This window comes from Kitasatospora sp. NPDC092039 (assembly GCF_044756065.1).
Lineage (GTDB): Bacteria > Actinomycetota > Actinomycetes > Streptomycetales > Streptomycetaceae > Kitasatospora.
This window is the reverse complement of record NZ_JBIVSD010000002.1, coordinates 314301-331391: the sequence shown is the minus strand read 5'-3', so window position 1 is coordinate 331391 and position 17091 is coordinate 314301. Positions and strand designations below refer to the sequence as shown.

Annotated in this window: 17 protein-coding genes; 6 read left to right on the top strand and 11 right to left on the bottom strand. The window is 75.0% G+C overall.

Going from position 1 to position 17091, the window contains the following annotated elements; translation table 11 throughout:
• Positions 1 to 84: 84 nt before the first annotated feature.
• Positions 85 to 249: a hypothetical protein gene (locus tag ACIQI7_RS04835; protein ID WP_401105162.1), complete on the top strand. Its 165-nt coding sequence runs from the start codon at positions 85 to 87 to the stop codon at positions 247 to 249.
• 26 nt (positions 250 to 275) lie between these two features.
• Here ACIQI7_RS04835 and ACIQI7_RS04830 read toward each other — a convergent pair whose 3' ends face one another.
• The 6 genes from ACIQI7_RS04830 to ACIQI7_RS04805 form a co-directional block, all read right to left on the bottom strand.
• Entirely contained in the window at positions 276 to 1292 is a 1017-nt protein-coding gene (locus ACIQI7_RS04830) for a helix-turn-helix domain-containing protein (protein WP_401105160.1), read from the bottom strand.
• 92 nt (positions 1293 to 1384) lie between these two features.
• A complete protein-coding gene (locus tag ACIQI7_RS04825) occupies positions 1385 to 2395 on the bottom strand; it encodes an alpha/beta hydrolase (protein WP_401105158.1) in 1011 nt (336 codons plus the stop codon).
• A gap of 111 nt (positions 2396 to 2506) precedes the next feature.
• Positions 2507 to 3478, bottom strand: coding sequence for a helix-turn-helix domain-containing protein (locus tag ACIQI7_RS04820; protein ID WP_401105156.1), 972 nt, complete (start codon positions 3476 to 3478; stop codon positions 2507 to 2509).
• A 151-nt stretch (positions 3479 to 3629) separates the two neighbouring features.
• Complete coding sequence (locus ACIQI7_RS04815; RefSeq protein ID WP_401105154.1) at positions 3630 to 6359, bottom strand: AAA family ATPase; 2730 nt, start codon at positions 6357 to 6359, stop codon at positions 3630 to 3632.
• Positions 6360 to 6555: 196 nt separating this feature from the next.
• Positions 6556 to 7242 carry a YoaK family protein gene (locus ACIQI7_RS04810; protein WP_401105152.1) on the bottom strand — a complete coding sequence of 229 codons (687 nt, stop codon included), beginning with the start codon at positions 7240 to 7242 and terminating at the stop codon, positions 6556 to 6558.
• A gap of 88 nt (positions 7243 to 7330) precedes the next feature.
• Complete coding sequence (locus tag ACIQI7_RS04805; RefSeq protein ID WP_401105682.1) at positions 7331 to 9211, bottom strand: amidohydrolase; 1881 nt, start codon at positions 9209 to 9211, stop codon at positions 7331 to 7333.
• Between the two features lie 399 nt (positions 9212 to 9610).
• Here ACIQI7_RS04805 and ACIQI7_RS04800 point away from each other — a divergent pair, with 399 nt between their 5' ends.
• Together ACIQI7_RS04800 and ACIQI7_RS04795 are read left to right on the top strand one after the other, a co-directional pair.
• Positions 9611 to 10273 carry a hydrolase gene (locus ACIQI7_RS04800; protein ID WP_387751146.1) on the top strand — a complete coding sequence of 221 codons (663 nt, stop codon included), beginning with the start codon at positions 9611 to 9613 and terminating at the stop codon, positions 10271 to 10273.
• Between the two features lie 14 nt (positions 10274 to 10287).
• Entirely contained in the window at positions 10288 to 10770 is a 483-nt protein-coding gene (locus ACIQI7_RS04795; protein ID WP_387751144.1) for a DoxX family protein, read from the top strand.
• 232 nt (positions 10771 to 11002) lie between these two features.
• Here the strand turns inward: ACIQI7_RS04795 and ACIQI7_RS04790 are convergent, their stop codons facing one another.
• From ACIQI7_RS04790 to ACIQI7_RS04780, 3 genes are all read right to left on the bottom strand, one after another.
• A complete protein-coding gene (locus tag ACIQI7_RS04790) occupies positions 11003 to 11461 on the bottom strand; it encodes an SsgA family sporulation/cell division regulator (protein ID WP_401105149.1) in 459 nt (152 codons plus the stop codon).
• A 114-nt stretch (positions 11462 to 11575) separates the two neighbouring features.
• A complete protein-coding gene (locus ACIQI7_RS04785; RefSeq protein ID WP_387751139.1) occupies positions 11576 to 12130 on the bottom strand; it encodes a Dps family protein in 555 nt (184 codons plus the stop codon).
• 35 nt (positions 12131 to 12165) lie between these two features.
• Entirely contained in the window at positions 12166 to 12891 is a 726-nt protein-coding gene (locus ACIQI7_RS04780; RefSeq protein ID WP_401105147.1) for an alpha/beta fold hydrolase, read from the bottom strand.
• A 290-nt stretch (positions 12892 to 13181) separates the two neighbouring features.
• Between ACIQI7_RS04780 and ACIQI7_RS04775 the strand changes: the two genes are divergently transcribed.
• The 3 genes from ACIQI7_RS04775 (at position 13182) to ACIQI7_RS04765 (ending at position 15107) form a co-directional block, all read left to right on the top strand.
• Positions 13182 to 14018, top strand: a complete 837-nt coding sequence (locus ACIQI7_RS04775) for an alpha/beta fold hydrolase (RefSeq protein WP_401105145.1) — start codon at positions 13182 to 13184, stop codon at positions 14016 to 14018.
• 162 nt (positions 14019 to 14180) lie between these two features.
• Positions 14181 to 14366, top strand: a complete 186-nt coding sequence (locus tag ACIQI7_RS04770) for a hypothetical protein (RefSeq protein WP_401105143.1) — start codon at positions 14181 to 14183, stop codon at positions 14364 to 14366.
• A gap of 6 nt (positions 14367 to 14372) precedes the next feature.
• On the top strand, positions 14373 to 15107 hold the full coding sequence (locus ACIQI7_RS04765) for a VOC family protein (protein WP_401105141.1): 735 nt from the start codon (positions 14373 to 14375) through the stop codon (positions 15105 to 15107).
• Positions 15108 to 15248: 141 nt separating this feature from the next.
• Here the strand turns inward: ACIQI7_RS04765 and ACIQI7_RS04760 are convergent, their stop codons facing one another.
• Both ACIQI7_RS04760 and ACIQI7_RS04755 read right to left on the bottom strand, forming a co-directional pair.
• The gene (locus ACIQI7_RS04760) at positions 15249 to 16007 is read right to left on the bottom strand and encodes an alpha/beta fold hydrolase (protein WP_401105139.1); all 759 of its coding nucleotides are present in this window, start codon (positions 16005 to 16007) and stop codon (positions 15249 to 15251) included.
• Positions 16008 to 16153: 146 nt separating this feature from the next.
• Positions 16154 to 17017 carry a helix-turn-helix domain-containing protein gene (locus ACIQI7_RS04755; protein WP_401105137.1) on the bottom strand — a complete coding sequence of 288 codons (864 nt, stop codon included), beginning with the start codon at positions 17015 to 17017 and terminating at the stop codon, positions 16154 to 16156.
• Between the last annotated feature and the right edge of the window lie 74 nt (positions 17018 to 17091).

Sequence of the window (17091 nt, the reverse complement as noted above, 5' to 3'; positions counted from 1 at the left end):
TAAATCGCCAGACTGGCCTGAAGTCAACGCTCATGCCATTATTCCTGTGATCACCAGCCCAAACGATCATCAGGAAAGTATTTCGTGGACAAATTTGCCTTGTACATGGCGGCCGCCCTGGCCGTGGCCCTGCCCGCGCTGACCGTTCCCGCGCACGGCAGGCCCGACAAAGCCGAAACGGCGTCGACCACCGAAGCCTGGGTGCCGCTCTGGGCGCTCAGGGCGGCTGCCGCGGACCCCACCGCCTGAACCGGGTCCGCGGCCCGTCACCCGGTTCACACCGCGACGCCGTACCCGGCCGACAGGCCCGGCACCCGCACGGCTCCCGGCGTCGGGCCCTGGCCCGCGCCGCCGGCCTGCCACTCGCGCGGGGAGACCCCGTAGGCGGCGCGGAACGCCCGGCTGAAGTGACTGGCGCTCACGAAGCCCCAGCGTCCGGCGACCGCCGCCACGCTCACCTGGCTGGAGGTCCGGCGGGCCAGGTCCCGGCGGGCCATGTCCAGCCGCTGGCGCTGGATCCAGCGGGCCACCGTCACCCCCTCGAAGCGGAACAGCTTGTGCAGGTAGCGCACCGACACGTGGTGGGCCGCCGCGATCCGCTCGGGCGAGAGGTCCGGGGCCCCCAGGTGCCGCAGGATGTGGTCCTTCACCCGGGCCAGGGTGGCGAGCGCGACCTCGGGCGCCTCCGGGACGGACCGGCCGCGGCGCTCGTGGGCGAGCACCGCGAGCAGGTCGAGCGCCGTGGCGGCGAGCCAGGAGGCCAGCTGCGGCTCCATCGTGTCGGCGGACCGGGAGAGGCACTCCAGGTAGGCGGCGACCAGCCGGGCGGTGCCCCCGCCGGCGTCGAAGGCCGTCGCGGTCAGCACCCGTAGGTCCTCCTCGGAGACGCCCCCGGCCGACCGCGGCCAGTGGAAGGCCGTGAGGACGAAGGGCTCCGGCAGCTCCTTGACGAACGGCCGCCCGGCGTCGGAGATCGCGAAGGTGCCAGGGCGCAGCTCCACCCGGCGGCCGTCCTGGAGCAGCCGGGCGGTACCGCGGTGCTGGAGCCCCAGGGTGAGGTGGTCCTCTCCCCCGCGGGCGATCAGCCCCGCGGTGCGCTCGACCCGCTGCGGGCCGGCCTGCACCAGGGAGACCTGGGTGGCGCCCAGGCCGTGGCTGGTGATCGTCGCGGGCGCGGGCACGCTCTCCAGCAGCGTCACGTCCAGCGGGACGAAGGTGCGGGAGACGGCCCGGTGCCAGAACTCGGCGCGGTCGGCGGGCGGTACCAGGGCGGTGTCGAGAACGACGGACATCGGTACTCCTCGTACGGCTGTCGGCCGGACCGGCCGGTCCGGTGTCGCGGTGTCGGGTGGGCGCGGACCCGCGTCGGGGCGGTGCGAGGGGGTCACCAGGAGCGCCCGTGCAGGGCGACGTGGACGGTGTCGACGGCCTGGATCAGCGCGGCCCGGGCGGTACTGGTGGGGCAGTCCGCGGCGAGCAGGAGGAAGCCGTGGACGGCGCCCTGGTAGCGCATAGCCACCACCGGGACCCCGGCCGCGCGGAGCCTGGCCGCGTACGCCTCGCCCTCGTCCCGCAGCACGTCGGCCTCGGCGGTGACCACCAGGGCCGGCGGCAGCCCGGTGAGCTGGTCCAGGGAGGCGCGCAGCGGCGCGGCGGTGGCCTCGGTCCGGCGGTCCGCCTCGGGCAGGTAGTCGTCCCAGAACCGGCGCATGTGGTCGCGGTGCAGGAAGTAGCCGGCCGCGAACCGGTGGTAGGACGGCGTGTCGAAGTCGGCGTCGGTGACCGGGCAGAGCAGCACCTGGTGGACCAGCGGCGCGTCGCCGTGCTCCCGGGCCAGCAGGGTCAGCGCCGCCACCAGGTTGGCCCCGGCGGAGTCGCCGACGGCGGCGATCCGATCGCCGTCCAGTCCGATCTCGTGGCCGTGCGCGTGGATCCAGCGGGCCACGGCGTGGCACTGCTCGACGGCCACCGGGTAGCGGGCGGCGGGCGCCCGGGCGTAGTCCACGTAGACCACCGCGGCGTCGGTGCCCAGGGCGAACTCCCGGATCAGCCGGGCGTAGCAGGCGGCGTCGCCGAGCGACCAGCCGAGGCCGGGCAGGAACAGTACGACGGGGCTGGGCCCGGCGGCGCCGACGGGCCTGGTGACCTGGACGTGCACCCGTCCGGTCGGGCCGCAGGGCAGGGCGAGCCACTCGGTCGTGGTGCCGTACGGGTCGTCGTGGTCCTGGTGCCCGTCCGGGGCACCGGCCGGGCCGCCGTCCGGAGGGTCGTCCGGGGCGAGGAAGGAGAGGTCCGGCAGTTCCGTCGCGGACCGGCCGGCTCCGGCGTCCAGGAAGTCCTGGAGCGCCCGGTCGAGCACCGGGCGCCGGTCGGGCTGGGGGGTGGGGTCGGACAACTCTTGCTCCTGGCTTCGGTCGGCGGGCACGGTGGCTCCGTGTGTGCCCCGGCCGTGGTGGCCTGCGGTGGCCTGATCGTTCCCTGCGGCGGGCGGGCCGTCGGCTCCTCCTCAGCCGGATTCACCGTGCGGGAGTGAACGCCACTCGCGCGGCGAGACGCCGTACGCGGCGCGGAAGGTCCGGCTGAAGTGCGCCGGGTTGACGAAGCCCCATCGCTGGGCGACGGCCGAGACCGTGGGCGCGGTGCGGCCCCGGCGGGCGAGTTCGCGGGCGCAGGCCTCCAGCCGGAGCTGCTGGACGAGGCGGCTCACCGTCACGCCCTCGCCCTCGAACAGCCGGTGGAGGTAGCGCACCGAGATGTGGTGGGCCTGGGCGATCCGCTCGGGCGACAGGTCCGGTTCGCCCAGGTGGCGGTCGACGTACTCGCGCACCCGGCGGACGAGGTGCGCGTTCTGGGCGCCCGGCTCGTCCGTCTCCCGGGCGGGTGCCAGCTGGGCGATGAGGGTGCCGAACAGGTCGGCGACGCTGCCGGCCAGCCGGTCCCCGACCGGGGCGGGGAAGGAGTGCGCGGAGGCGGCGAGGACGCCCAGGAATGGCAGCAGTACCGGTCCGCACCCCTCGGTGGGCCCGACGGCCGTCGCCGAGGCGTGCCGCAGGTCGCGCTCCGGCACCCCGAGCAGCCGGCGCGGCACGTGGAACAGGTGGGTGCGGAACCGCTCGGGGTAGTCGACCGCGTACGGGCGCGCCGTGTCGTACAGCACCAGCCCGCCCGGCGGCACCTCCGCGCGGCGCCCGTCCTGCTCCAGGACGGCCCGGCCGGACACCTGCAGGCCGACCCCGACCTGCGGCTCGCTGCGCGGGGCGCGCGCGATCAGCGCCGCGGTGCGGGAGAGCCGGGCCGCGTCCGCCTCCAGGGTGGAGATCCGCACGTACCCGAGGCGGTGCGACTCCAGGAGTCCGTCGAAGGGCCGCCCGGTGCGCGGGTGCACCTCCAGCGGTACCAGCGACCGCGACACCGCTCCGCTCCAGAAGGCCGCCTTGTCGCCGTCCGCGACCGACGCCGTCGTCACCCGCACGCCCATCTGACCGTCCTTCCGCCGGAGTCCTGCGCACTCCAGCCTGGACCGCCCGCGCGGCGGGCCGGTAGGTCATCTGACTGTCGTGTCGGGGCGGTACGTCACGCGGCTCGGCGAGGGGACCGGGGCGGACCGGTCGGCCTGGTGTTTCCGCAGGTCAGACGCCGTCCAGGGCGTGGGCGAGCGCAGCCCTCGTGGTGATGCCGAGCTTCGGGAAGATCTTGTAGAGGTGGGCCCCGACGGTGCGCGGCGACAGCTGGAGCTGCCGGCCGATCTCCTTATTGGTCAGACCGGTCGCGGCCAGCCGGGCGATCCGCAGCTCCTGCCCGGTCAGCCCGGACGGGTCGGTGGCCGGCGGTCCGTCCTGGGGCAGGGCCACCGAGTCGCCCGCGGCCCGGAGCTCCTCCTCGCACTGCGCCGCCCAGGGGGTGGCCCGCAGCCGGCGGAACACGTGGTGGGCCGCGCGCAGCGCCTCCCTGGCCCCGGGCCGGTGGCGGCGGCGCAGCCACGCGCCGTGGGCGAGCCGCAGCCGCGCGAGGTCGAACACCCACTGCTCGGCGCCCGGCACGGCGTACGCGGCGCGGTAGGCGGCGTCGGCCTCCTCGTCGTCCGCGGCCAGGGCGGTGGCGGCCGCCCACAGGAAGGCGTGCCGGCCGGAGATCTCCGCCGAGCGCGCGGCGGCGCCGGCCGCGAGGTGGTCCCGGGCCTCCTCGTGCCGGCCGGTGTGCACGGCGGCCGTGACCAGGTCGAGGACCAGCGCGTGGTGCCAGGGCGGGCCGCCGGGCAGCCGCCCGGGCGGGGTGAGCTCGCAGAAGTGGGCGTACGCCTCCTCGTAGCGCCGGTGGGCGAGCGCGACCAGTCCGCGCAGATGGGCCAGGCGGTCGAGGACGTACCGCATCCGGGCGCGGGTGGCGGTCGGCCGGACGCTCCGCTCGATCTCCCGCAGCCCGGCCTCGTCCCCCCGGCCGGCCAGGAAGTGGGCGTAGTACTGGCGGAACATCAGGGCGTTGGTGTGGTAGCCGAGCTCGTCCGCGATCTCGGCCTCCCGCAGGCAGACGGCGGCGCGGTCCCAGTGGCCGAGCAGGTAGTCCTGGTGGGCCCTGGCCTTGGCCACCGAACCCTCGATGGCGTAGCCGTGCAGGCCGGCGAAGCGCTGCCAGAGGTCGCCCACCGGGCAGTCGAGCGCCGAGGCGGTCCACAGCAGGAGCCAGGCCGCGCCGACCTCCTGCTCCTCGGTCATGCCCTCGGCCGTCGCCAGCAGGTCGTCGGCCGCGCCCGGGGCCGGGTCGGTCCAGGCCCGCAGGCACAGCCGGCCCGCCTCGGAGACGTTCTCCCGGTGCCGTTCCAGGGCGCGCCAGGCCCAGGGGTCGTCCGTGTAGCTGGCGGCCAGGAGGAGTTTGAAGTACACCTGCTCGACCAGCCCGCCGAAGGTGTCGGCGCCCGGCGCGGTCAGGGTGTCCAGGGCCGCGGGCAGCAGCGCGGCGGAGGACTCGAAGTCGACGTGGTGGCTCTGGTCCGCGTAGACCACCGCGTACGAGAACAGCGGGGCGACGTCCGGCGGCACGGTGCCGGTCCTCAGTTCCTCCACCAGGGCCGCGGTCTGGCGCAGCTGCCCGCCGCGGGCCGACATCACGGCGGCCGCGGTGAGCCTGCGGACGCGGTCGCCGGGGCTGGGGCTGAGGGCGGCGGCGCGTTCGAGCAGCAGCGCGCCCTCCGCCTCGCCGCCCCGGCGGGCGAGGTCGTGGCCGGCCTCCTGGAGGCGGCGCGCGAGGTCGTCGTCGGGCAGCAGCGCGGCGGCGGCCTCGTGGACCAGCCGGCGGGGGTCGTCCGGCGCCAGGGCGTCGGACAGCGCGCGGTGCGCCTCCCGGCGCGCGGTGTCGGAGGCGGCGGAGACCACGGCGGTGCGGACCAGGGGGTGACGGAACACCAGCTGTCCGGCCGGGTCGAGCCGGGCCAGGCCGTCCGCCTCGATCCGTTCCAGGATCTCCCGCGCGTTCTCGTCGGCGAGGGCGCGGAGCCACTCGGCGCTGCCGGAGTCCGGGCCGGCGGCCAGGGCGCCGAGCAGGAGGATCCGGCCGACCTCCGGGGTCACCGTTCCCAGCCGTTCGGTGAACATCCGCTCCAGCTTGCGCCCCAGCGGCAGCCGCTCGGGCAGCGGAGCGGTGCCCCGCTGCTGGGCGGCCGCCAGCTGGCGCGGCAGCTCCACCAGCGCCAGCGGGTTCCCGGCCGCCTCGGTCAGCACGCGTTCCCTGGCGGGCGCCGCGAGTTCGGGGTAGCAGGTGCCCAGCAGCACGGCCGCGTCCTCCTGGGGCAGCGCCGGGACGTCGACGGCCTCGGCCGACCAGGTCTGGACGGCCGGCCCGTCCGGGCGGGTGGCCCCGACGATCACCACCGGCAGCTCGGCGCACCGCCGGTGCAGGAAGGCGAAGACGGTCGCGCTGGACGAGTCGATCCAGTGCAGGTCGTCCAGGACCAGCAGCACCGGGGCGGTCCGCACCGCCTGTTCCAGCAGGGCGAGGGCGGCGGCGCCGACGGCGAAGCCGCTCGGGGTCCCGGAGCGGACGCCGAAGGCGCTCTCCAGGGCCTCCCGCTGGTGCCCGGACAGCGCGTCGGAACGCTGGAGCAGCGACCAGAACGCCTGGTGGAGGGCGCCGAACGCGAGGTCCGTCTCGGCCTCGGTGCCGACCGCGCGCAGGACGGTGAACCCGCGCTCGCGCGCCGCCCGCTCCACCCAGGCCACCAGGGTGCTCTTGCCGACCCCGGCGTCACCGTGCAGCAGGACGGTGGAACCGCTGGCGCCGTCCACGGCCTGGACCAGCGCCGCGGTCAGCAGCTCCGTCTGCCGCTGCCGACCGACCAGGATCGGGAACCGCCTGTCCTCCGCCACTGCTTCTCTCCCTCGGGCCGGCCGGGCCGCTCGCCGGGCACCCAAGGCTACCGCCCGTCGGAACCGCTCCCGAGGTCGCGGGCCGGGCGGCCGGAACGCCCCGTCGGCCACCGGGCGGGGCGGTGCGTCCGGCCCCGGTCATGCGCCGGTGGAGCCGGTCACTCCCGGTGCAGCCGGTCACTCGCCGTGGAGCCGGTCACTCGCGGTAGAGCAGGACGGAGGCGCCCGCCAGGACCGCGCTGGCGACCAGGGCCCAGGCGATCTGCCCGTGCAGGACGAGGGCCGCGCCCGGGGCGGCGCCGGCCAGCATGGTGACGACGGAGAGCACCTTGCGCCGCTGGCGGGGGGCGCTGCCGCCGGCCGGCCGGGAGTCGGCGGCCAGGCCGGTCAGGGTGAGGGTGAGCACGGTGGTGGTGAGGTCCGGTATGCCCAGGCCCCGGACGGTGGCGTTGCGGATGCCCATGGCCAGCGCGAGCAGGGCGATCACCGGGTACTGCGCGGCCCCGTCGGGGCTGTGCACGAAGAGGACGGCGGCTGCCGCGGCGTGCAGCACCGCCTCCAGGACGAAGGCCGCGCGCAGCCGCGCGGGGCGCCGGACCGCGCTCTGCCGGGTCGCGATCCGGCCGGCGACTCCCGCGCCGAGCAGGAAGGCGACGAGCGAGGTCAGCGAGCCGGCGACGGAGAAGCCGGGTGCGCCGGCCAGGGCGAAGGCGATGACGACGACGTTGCCGGTCATGTTCGCGGTGAAGACGTGGCCGAGACCGAGGTAGCTGACGGCGTCGATGAGGCCGCTGACCAGGGTGAGGCCGAACAGGGCCAGGGCCAGGGGGTGGCGGTCGTGGACGTGCGGTCCGGACGGCTGCGGCGGCGGTGGGGTGGTCACGACGGCTCCTCGTGCGGGAGGGGAAGGGGGACGCGGGTGGGGCACCGCCCGGTCCGGGCGGTGCCCCGTGACGGAACCGGCGGGCGCGTCAGAAGAAGCAGGGGTCCAGCGGCACCTGGGGCTGCCCGGGGAGGGCGAGGCCGCGGGCGGTACGCCAGGCGAGCTGTTCGCCGGAGGCCGCCACGGCCTCCAGCACGCCTTCGGCCTGCTGGACGCCGGCGGCCGGGCTGGGGGCGGGGGTGGCCTGGTAGCCGCCGAAGCGGGTGACCGGGCTCCAGGACGGCGACACCTCGGGCAGCTCGGGGGCCAGCCCCTGGTGCTCCTGGACGGCGTGGACGATGCGGCCGCCGACGACGGTGAGGACGGACTCGATGTGCGGGATGTCGGCCTCGGGGACGGTGAAGTAGTCGGCGCTGAGCAGCGCCAGGTCCGCGTAACTGCCGACCGTCAGACGCCCCTTGACGTCCTCCTCGCCGGTGAGCCGGGCACCGCCCAGGGTGTAGAGCTCCAGGGCCTGCTCGCGGCCGAGCCGGTTGTGCCCGGCCGCCAGGCGCCGACCGCTGACCGCCCGTCCGGAGACCAGCCAGTGCAGGGCGACCCACGGGTTGTAGGAGGAGACCCGGGTGGCGTCGGTGCCCGCCGCGACGGTCAGGCCGCGGTCCAGCATCGCGCGCAGCGGCGGGGCCTCGGCGGCGGCCGGGGCGCCGTAGCGCGAGACGAAGGCCTCGCCCTGGAAGGAGAGGCGGTTCTGCACGGAGACGGCTCCGCCCAGCGCCGCGATCCGGTCGAGGCTGTCCGGGCTGACGGTCTCGGCGTGGTCGAAGAGCCAGCGGTTGCCCTGCGGAAAGAGGCCCTCGGCGGCGAGCTTCTCGAAGACGGCGAGGTCGCGGCGGATGGTCTCGTCGTAGGTGGCGTGCAGCCGGAAGCCCCAGCCGTTCTCCATGAGCAGCCGGACGGCCTTCTCGAACTCCGTCTCGTAGGCGCCCAGTTGCGGCCGGGGTTCGGTGAAGTTCTCGAAGTCGGCGGCGGCCCAGGTGAGGTTCTCCCCCGCACCGTTGAGGCACAGCCACGCGTCGCCCTCGCCGGGGCGCACGGTGTCGACCCACCGGCGGAGGTCGTCCAGTTCCTGCCCGGCGGTCTGCGGGAACAGGTGGTAGGCGATGCGCAGGCTCAGCTCACCGCGGCGGGCGAGTTCCATCACGGTGCCGTAGTTCTCGGGGAAGCTCTGGAAGCCGCCGGCGGCGTCGATCGCGGAGGTGAGGCCGAAGCGGTTCAGCTCGCGCAGGAAGTGCCGGGTGGAGCCGATCCGGTCGGCCTCGTCCAGGGTCGGCGCCTTGGCCAGGGTGGAGTAGAGCAGCAGGGCGCCGGGGGCGGCGATCAGCAGGCCGGTCGGCTCGCCGTCGTGTCCGCGGACGATCTGGCCGCCGGCCGGATCGGGGGTGTCCCGGGTGAAGCCCGCGGCGCGCAGCGCGGCCTTGTTGAGCAGCGCCGACTGGTAGAGGTGCAGCACGAACACCGGGGTGTCGGGCGCGGCGGCGTTGAGCTCGGCCAGGGTGGGCAGGCGCCGCTCGGCGAACTGGTCGGCGGACCAGCCGCCGACCACCCGCACCCACTGGCCGGGCGGGGTGCGCTCGGCCTGCAGCCGGAGCATGGCCAGGGCCTCGCGCAGCGTCCGGACGCCGTCCCAGCGCAGCTCCAGCACGTAGTTGAGGCCCCCGCGGATGACGTGCAGGTGCGCGTCGTTGAGGCCGGGGACGGCCCGGCGGCCGAGCGCGTCCACCACCCGGGTGCCGGGGCCGACCAGCGGGACGACGTCGGCGTCGTCGCCGACCGCCTGGATCAGTCCGTCCCGGACGGCCACGGCGGTGGCCTGCGGGCGACGCGGATCGTTGGTGTACACCTTGGCGTTGCGCACGACGAGGTCGGCGGGCTGGTCGGGGGTCCCGGGGCGGATTCCGGCGACGGGCATGGTGGACAAGGGGGGTCCCTTCGTTCAGTGCTGTTTCGGCGCGGGGCCGCGGGGGCGCTCCGGCGCGGGGGCGCTCCGGCGCGGGGGCGTTCCGGTGCGCGGTCGCGGAGGTGTCTCGGCGCGGGCCGCGGGCCGTTCGGGCGCGGGGCCGTGCGTCGAACCTAGGCAGCGGGCGGCACGGAAGGGACTTCGCAGCGCATGACCGGTTGCCCGGCAGTGCACTCCGGTGAGCGGGGGGCCGGGGCCGGCCGGTGGTGCGTTGTCGGAACAGTCCCGGGCACAGAGCGGGCAGAACCGCCGGAGCGCCGCGGTCTAATGTCGTCAACGTGACGCCGAGCCGATCCGGCCAACGTCTGACGCAGTGTCAACTCCCTGCATTCCCAAGGAAAGAGAACCATCATGGTCGACTTCGCCAACGTCCACGCCGCGCCGAGCCCGGACCTGCTGACCCCGGACAACGCGATGATGCTGTTCGTTGACCACCAGCCGCAGATGTTCTTCGGCACCGGCAGCGGCGACCGCACCGCCATCATCAACTCCACCGTCGGCCTGGCCAAGGCCGCGAAGATCTTCGACGTGCCGGTGGTCCTGTCGACCGTCGCCGCCGAGTCCTTCTCCGGCCCGATCCTGCCGCAGCTGAAGGCCGTCTTCCCCGACCAGGAGGTCATCGACCGCACCAGCATGAACGCCTGGGAGGACGAGGCCCTGGTCGAGGCCGTCAAGGCCACCGGCCGCAAGAAGATCATCCTGTCCGGCCTGTGGACCGAGGTCTGCCTCGTCCTGCCGGCGCTGTCCGCGCTGGACCAGGGCTACGAGGTCTACGTCGTCGCCGACGCCTCCGGCGGCGTCAGCCCGCTGGCCCACGAGCACGCCCTGCAGCGGATGACCGCCGCCGGCGCCGTGCCCGTCACCTGGGTGCAGGTCCTGCTGGAGCTGCAGCGCGACTGGGCCCGCAGCGAGACCTACGTCGCCGTGACGGACCTGGTCAAGGAGCACGCCGGCGCCTACGGCCTGGGCGTCTTCTACGCCCAGTCGATGATCAACCCGCACGCCGCCGGCTGACGGAGCCTCCCATCATGAACACGGGTCTACTCCTGCTGCGCCTGGTCGTCGGCCTGCTGATCGCGGGCCACGGCGTCCAGAAGGTCAGCTTCCACCTCGGCGGCGGCGGACTGGAGGGCGGCAGCGCCGAGTTCCGGGGCGACGGCTTCCGCGGTGGCAGGCTCACCGCGGTGGCCGCCGGCGGCACCCAGATCGGGGCCGGGCTGATGCTGGCCGCCGGCCTGCTCACCCCGCTGGCCGGGGCGGGCGTCATGGGCGTGATGACCGTCGCCCTGACGGTCAAGTGGCCCCACGGACTGTGGGTCCAGCACGACGGGTACGAGTTCCCGTTCGTCCTGATCGTCATCGGCGCGGCGCTGACCGCCACCGGCCCCGGCCAGTGGTCACTCGACGGGGCCCTCGGCCTCGCCGCCTGGCCGCTGTGGTGCCTGCCCGCGGCCGTGGTCGCCGGTGTCGGCGGCGGCCTGGCCACCCGGCTCGCGCTGCACCGCCGCTGACGCGGCGCATCACGGCCGAAACGGCGCACCACGGCCGAAGCGGCCGGGACACAACGGGCTCGGGCCCCTCGGAAGGGACACCTTCCAGGGGGCCCGAGCCCGTTGGGCGCCCCGGTGTCGGCCTCTGGAAGCCGACGTCCCCTGGAAGGCCTTCGGCCCCCTGGAGGAGGGAGCACCCGTGGGCGCTCCCTCCTCCAGGGGGCCGATCCGCGCTCCCCCACCGGATCCGGTCTCAGCGACCGTCCACCAGTCGCCTCGACTCGGCGTCCCAGTCGATCAGTTCGGCCTCGCGACCGCGCGGCACGAGGGCGAAGCTCTCGCGCAGCCAGCCCTGCACCGGCCCGACCGGGACGTCGATCGAGGCGGTGCCGTCGTCCCCCCGCAGCGTGATCCGCAGCCGCCGGCGGCCGTGGCAGCGGCACGGCGGGGAGATCCGCACGTCGCCCGTCCCGGCCGGCCGGTGCAGGCCCTTCCACAGCAGGTCGCGGGAGAACTCCCAGGTGCCGACCGCGGGATCGGAGCCGGGGAACTCCATGACCACGGAGAACGGCTCGGCGCCGCGGTAGCCGAAGCGCACCGGGAGGTCGATGAACTGCCCTTCCCCGATGTGGAGTTGAGCGGCGACGGTGAGCACGGCACAGTCCGCGCCCGCCGTGGGGCCCTGGTCGGGGAACGGCTGGCGTCCGGGCACGGGCACAGGACCTCCGGGGGCTGGGGACGGAAACGGAGAAGTGCCGGGCCCGCCGACGAACGGGCCCGGCACTGTGCGGAGCCGGGCCTGCCGACGAACAGGCCCGGCCCGCGGTCACTCCCCGGTACCGGGGGTGACGACCAGGTGCTCGGCGAGGAACCAGACCTGGGTCTCGCCGGTGCGGATGATCTGCGAGACCAGGAGGTCCTGGGTGCCGTCGTCGCCGAGCTTCGCCGTACGGGCGGCGGCGTCGCGGACGTCGGCCAGGATGGTCTCGTGCGCGTCGAGGAGCCGCGAGAGCATCGACCGCGCCCCCTCGACGCCGTCCGGCGGGCGCGGCACGCCGGTGATCTGGGCGGCGTGCCGGGGGTCGCCCACCGCGACGCCGCCGAGGCTCTGCACCCGTTCGGCGAGCGCGTCGACCAGCTCCAGCTGCTCCTGGGCGTGCTTGTCGAAGAGCAGGTGCAGCTGGTAGGCGGTCGGCCCGCGCATGCCCCAGTGGTACTTCTTGTACAGCGCGTACAGGAACTGGGTGTCCGCGAGGACCCGGTTGAGCCGCTGGCACGAGTACTGCCGGGCGTCGTGGGAGAGCGCGATCGGCAGCTGCGTGACGGTGCCGAACTCCTGGATCTCGGGACCGTGCTGGTGGAGGCGTGGCTGGCTGGTCATGGGTGCTCCTGGGGCTGGGGTGGTTGCGGGGACGGTCAGTTGGCCGTGGACCGGACGGCCTCGCGGATCACGTCGGCGACGCGTCCGGGGTGGGAGAGCATCACCAGGTGCGAGGAGTCCACCTCGACGGTGGTCATGCCGGCCCGCTGGTAGCCGAACCGCTGGACCTCGGGGTTGAGGGTCCGGTCGGCGGTGGCGACGACCCCCCAGGACGGCTTGGTCCGCCACGCGGCGGTGGGCGCGGCCTCGCCGAACGCGGCTGCGGCGAGCGGACGTTGGGAGACGGCGAGGACCCGGGCCAGCCCGGGGTCGACGTCGGCCGCGAAGATCGCCGGAAGGCGGTCGACCTCCACCGACACGTCGGTGCCCTCGCCGTCCCCGCCCTCCAGCGGGAAGGGGGCGTACACCAGGGCGGAGGCGAGGTCGGAGTCCGGGAAGCGGCCCTGCAGCTCGCCGAGGCTCTCGCCCTCCTCCAGCGCGTAACCCGCCAGGTACACCAGCGCCTCGACGTTCTCCTCGGTGCCTGCCACGGTGATCACCGCGCCGCCGTAGGAGTGGCCGACCAGCACCACCGGCCCGGGGATCCGCCGGACCACCGACGCGAGGTACGCGGCGTCCCCGGTCAGGCTGCGGTTGGGCACCGCCGGCGCCACCACCTCCAGCCCGTCGGCCAGCAGTTCCGGGATGACCTCGGCGAAGCTGGAGGCATCGGCGAAGGCGCCGTGCACCAGTACGACGGTGGGCGTGTCTCTGGTCGTCATGAAGGGTCCTCACTGGGGCCTCGCCAGAGGCCTCCGGATCACTGGCGGCTGTCGCCCCCAGGCTAGGAACGCGCGGGCCCGGGGCCTGTTCCGACGGCGCACTGCCTGCGGTCGGCCAGCGCACCGGGCACCGGGGCCGGGGCCGGATCCGGGGCCGGGCCGCCGGTGCGCCCGGCCGCAGCGCTCTCGGACGATTCGGGGTGCTCTCAGAGGCAACCGGCCGGCGGCGGCCGGGCCTAGCGTGGGCCACGTCGCAGCCAGACGCTGCCGCAAGGAAAGGAACACCCCCCATGCCGTACATCACCGTTGGCCAGGAGAACTCCGCCTCCATCGACCTCTACTACGAGGACCACGGCACCGGCCAGCCGGTCGTGCTCATCCACGGCTTCCCGCTGAACGGCGCCTCCTGGGAGCGCCAGAGCGCCGCCCTGCTGGACGCCGGCTACCGGGTCGTCACCTACGACCGCCGCGGCTTCGGCCGGTCCTCGCAGCCGACCACCGGCTACGACTACGACACCTTCACCGCCGACCTCCACACCGTGCTGAAGACCCTCGACCTGCGCGACGCCGTCCTGGTCGGCTTCTCGATGGGCACCGGCGAGACCGCCCGGTACGTCGCCACCTACGGCTCCGAGCGGATCGCCAAGGTCGCCTTCCTGGCCTCGCTGGAGCCCTACCTGCTGAAGACCGACGACAACCCGGAGGGCGCCGCCCCGAAGGAGTTCTTCGACGGCGTCGTCGCGGCGGTGAAGGCCGACCGCTTCGCCTTCTACACCGACTTCTTCAAGGACTTCTACAACCTGGACGAGAACCTCGGCACCCGGATCAGCGAGGAGGCCGTCCGCAACAGCTGGAACGTCGCCGCGTCCGGCGGCGCCTTCGCCGCCTCGGCCGCGCCGGCCACCTGGTACACCGACTTCCGCGCCGACGTCGCCCGCATCGACGTGCCCGCTCTGATCCTGCACGGCACCGGCGACCGCACCCTGCCGATCGAGAACACCGCCCGCGTCTTCCACAAGGCGCTCCCCGCCGCCGACTACGTCGAGATCGAGGGCGCCCCGCACGGTCTGCTCTGGACCCACGCCGAAGAGGTCAACGCCGCGCTGCTGGCCTTCCTCGCCAAGTAGCCCGGACGGCCGCCACACCCCCGAGCGCGGCCGTCCGCACCCACGCCGGTACCGCCGTCGCCGCCCCCCGGGCCCGGGCGACGGCGGTACCGGCCACCCCCGACCCGCGCCAGGCACCGCTCCCAGCGGACGCCGGGCGCGCGCCACGACCAGGAGGTCCCCGTGGAACCCCGCTTAGCCCGTCGTCTGGTCCCACTGGTGGCGGCGCTCGCCGCCCTGACGGCCGCTCCCGCCGCCTCGGCGGCCGGGAACGCCCCCGCCGCGCAACCGCCGGGCGCCCACCGGCAGTTCGCCGTCGGTCCGCAGTACGACTCCACCCACGTCTACGTCGAGCCCGGCACCGAGTAGGCCTTCGTGACCAGCTGGACGTCCACCTTCGGCGGAACCACGATCGGCCCGGTCTCCACCCAGGTGACCCCGACCCCCAGCCGGACCCTGTCGGAGCTGGTGGTGTCCCCGGTCGGCACGCTGTCGGTGTTCGACTTCACCACGCCCGTCCCGTACCCCTTCGGCACCGAACGCACCGGCTGGCTGGTGACCGACCTCGACCAGGCCGTCCGCGCCGCCCGGGCCGACGGCGCGACCGTCACCGTGGCGCCGTTCGCCGACCCGATCGGCCGCGACGCCGTCGTCCAGTTCCCCGGCGGGGTCAGCGCCCAGCTCTACGTGCACACCACGCCGCCGTCCTACCCCGCCCTGGCGAGCGTGCCGGAGAACCGGCTCTACCTCTCACCGGACGCGGTCGGCGCCTTCCTGCACAGCTACCTCTCCTTCACCGGCGGCCGGATCGTCTCCGACGACCGCAGGGCCGACGGCGCCGCCCTGGGCCTGCCCGGCACCACCTACCGGCTGATCCGCCTCACCTCCGGGTTCGGCACCACCACGGTCGCGGTGACCGACGGCCATCTGCCCCACCCGTTCGGCCGGGAGCTCACCGGCTACGGCGTGCCGGACGTCGCCACCACCCTGGAGCGGGCGAAGGCCGCCGGCGCCTCGGTGCTGTCGGGGCCGGTCCGGGCGGACGGCCGGGACAGCGCGATGGTGCGGTTCCCGGGCGGCTACATCGCGGAGATCCACACCGCTCGGTGACCGGCGGGATCGCGGACGAGCGGATGGGCGGCCGGGCACAGACGTCGCCCGGCCGCCCGCCCGCGGGCCTCCGCTCGTCCGCGTCCGCCCCCGTCAGGTAGCGCTCCGCCCCCGTCAGGTAGCGCTCCGCCCCGCCACCCGTCAGGTGCCGTACCCCTCGCCCGCGTTCCTCCCCGGCCGGGCCGAAGCCGACCTGGCGGCGTCGTGGATGAACTCGGCGACCGTGCTCGGCCGGGAGACGGCCACCGCGTGGGAGGCGTCCGGCAGTTCGAGCACGACGGCGCCGGCCCGCTCCGCGGTGAAGCGCTGGATCGACGGCGGCAGCGCCTGGTCGGCCCCCGTCACCAGGGCCCAGGAGGGCGTGGTGCGCCAGGCGGCCACCGTCGGCACGTCGGTCAACACCCGTTCCGCGGCAGGGCGTTGGAGCGCGGCCAGCACCCGGGCCACCTCCGCGTCGAGGTCGGCGGCCACCAGCGGCCGGAAGCAGTCCGCCGGCACGGTGAGCTCCGTCGCCCGGTCGGTGCCCCCGACGGTGAACTCCGAGCGCCGCAGCCGCGGGATCAGCGGCGAGGGGTCGAAGCGGCTCGCGAGCACGTCGTAGCTCTCGCCGACGTCGGGGAGGTAGGCGGCCACGTAGACCAGCGCCACGACGTTCGGGGCGCCCCCGGCCTCCGTGATCACCATGCCGCCGTAGGAGTGGCCGGCCAGGACGACGGGGCCGTCGATGCCCGCGACGACGGAGGCCAGGTAGGCGGCGTCGTGGGCCAGTCCGCGCAGCGGGTTCGCGACGGCGAGGACCGTCAGGCCGCGTCTGTGCAGTTCGGCGATGACGCCGAACCAGGTGGTGGCGTCGGAGCAGCCGTCGTGGACGAGCACGACGGTGGGCCGGGTGGGGTGCATGGCTGCCTTTCGGATGGCACCGGTGCCACGTCCCGCCGGTCGACGGGCGGGGCCCGTCGTCACCGGTCGGCGGTCGGCCCGTCGTCACCGGTCGACGGGACGTGGCGTCGGCTGAACGTGGCGTCGGCGGCGCCGGGCGGAGGGGGTCAGGAGGCCGGACTGCGGCCGTCGGTCTGCGCGGCGTAGGCCTGCCACTCGCGGGGCGAGACCCCGTAGGCGTCGCGGAACGCCCGGCTGAAGTGGGAGTGGCTGACGAAGCCCCACCGGTGCGCGACGGCGGAGACGCTGGTCTGCCGGCGGGACGGGCGCTCCAGCTCCCGGCGGCAGGCGTCCAGCCGCCGCTGCCGGACCCACTGGCCGACGGTCGTCCCGTCCTGCTGGAAGAGCTTGTGGAGGTAGCGCACCGAGATGTGCTGCGAGCGGGCGATCGACTCCGGCGCGAGGTCCGGGTCGGCGAGGTTCTCCTCGATGTGGGCGCGGATCCGCGCCAGCAGTCCGGCCGAGCCGCTCGGGTGCTCCGGGCTCTCCCGTTCGAGCAGTTCGGTCACCAGGATGGCGACGATGTCGGAGACGCTGCGGGCGAGGTGGTCGCCCGGCCGGGCGCGGTGGGTCCGGGTCCGGGTGGCGAGGGTGCGCAGGAACTGGGAGGCGAGCGAGCCGACGCCCTCGCTCCCGCGCGCCATCAGGCCGCCCGTGCGCCGGACGTCGCCGTGCCGGACGCCCAGGTAGAAGCAGGGGACGCGGAAGTGGACCATCCGGCACCCGACCTCCTGCAGCAGGCCCGCCGGGTGGACGGTGGTGCCGATCAGCAGGTCCCCGGGGGCGAGCGCGGTGCTGACGCCCTGGCGGCGGACCGAGGCCGCGCCGCGGACGTGCAGGGCGACGTAGAGGCAGTCCTCGGGATCGGTCCCGGGCGGTGGGGAGAGGACGTCGATGACGCCGTTGCCGCTGTCGTGGGCGACCCCGTCGAGGGGGTGGACTTCGGCTTCGGGCGCGGGGGTTTCGGGCATGGGTGAGGGACCCGACGGGATCACGGGAGGCTCCGACCGGTTTCGAATCGTTCAGGTGCAGGGGAAGTGGCCCG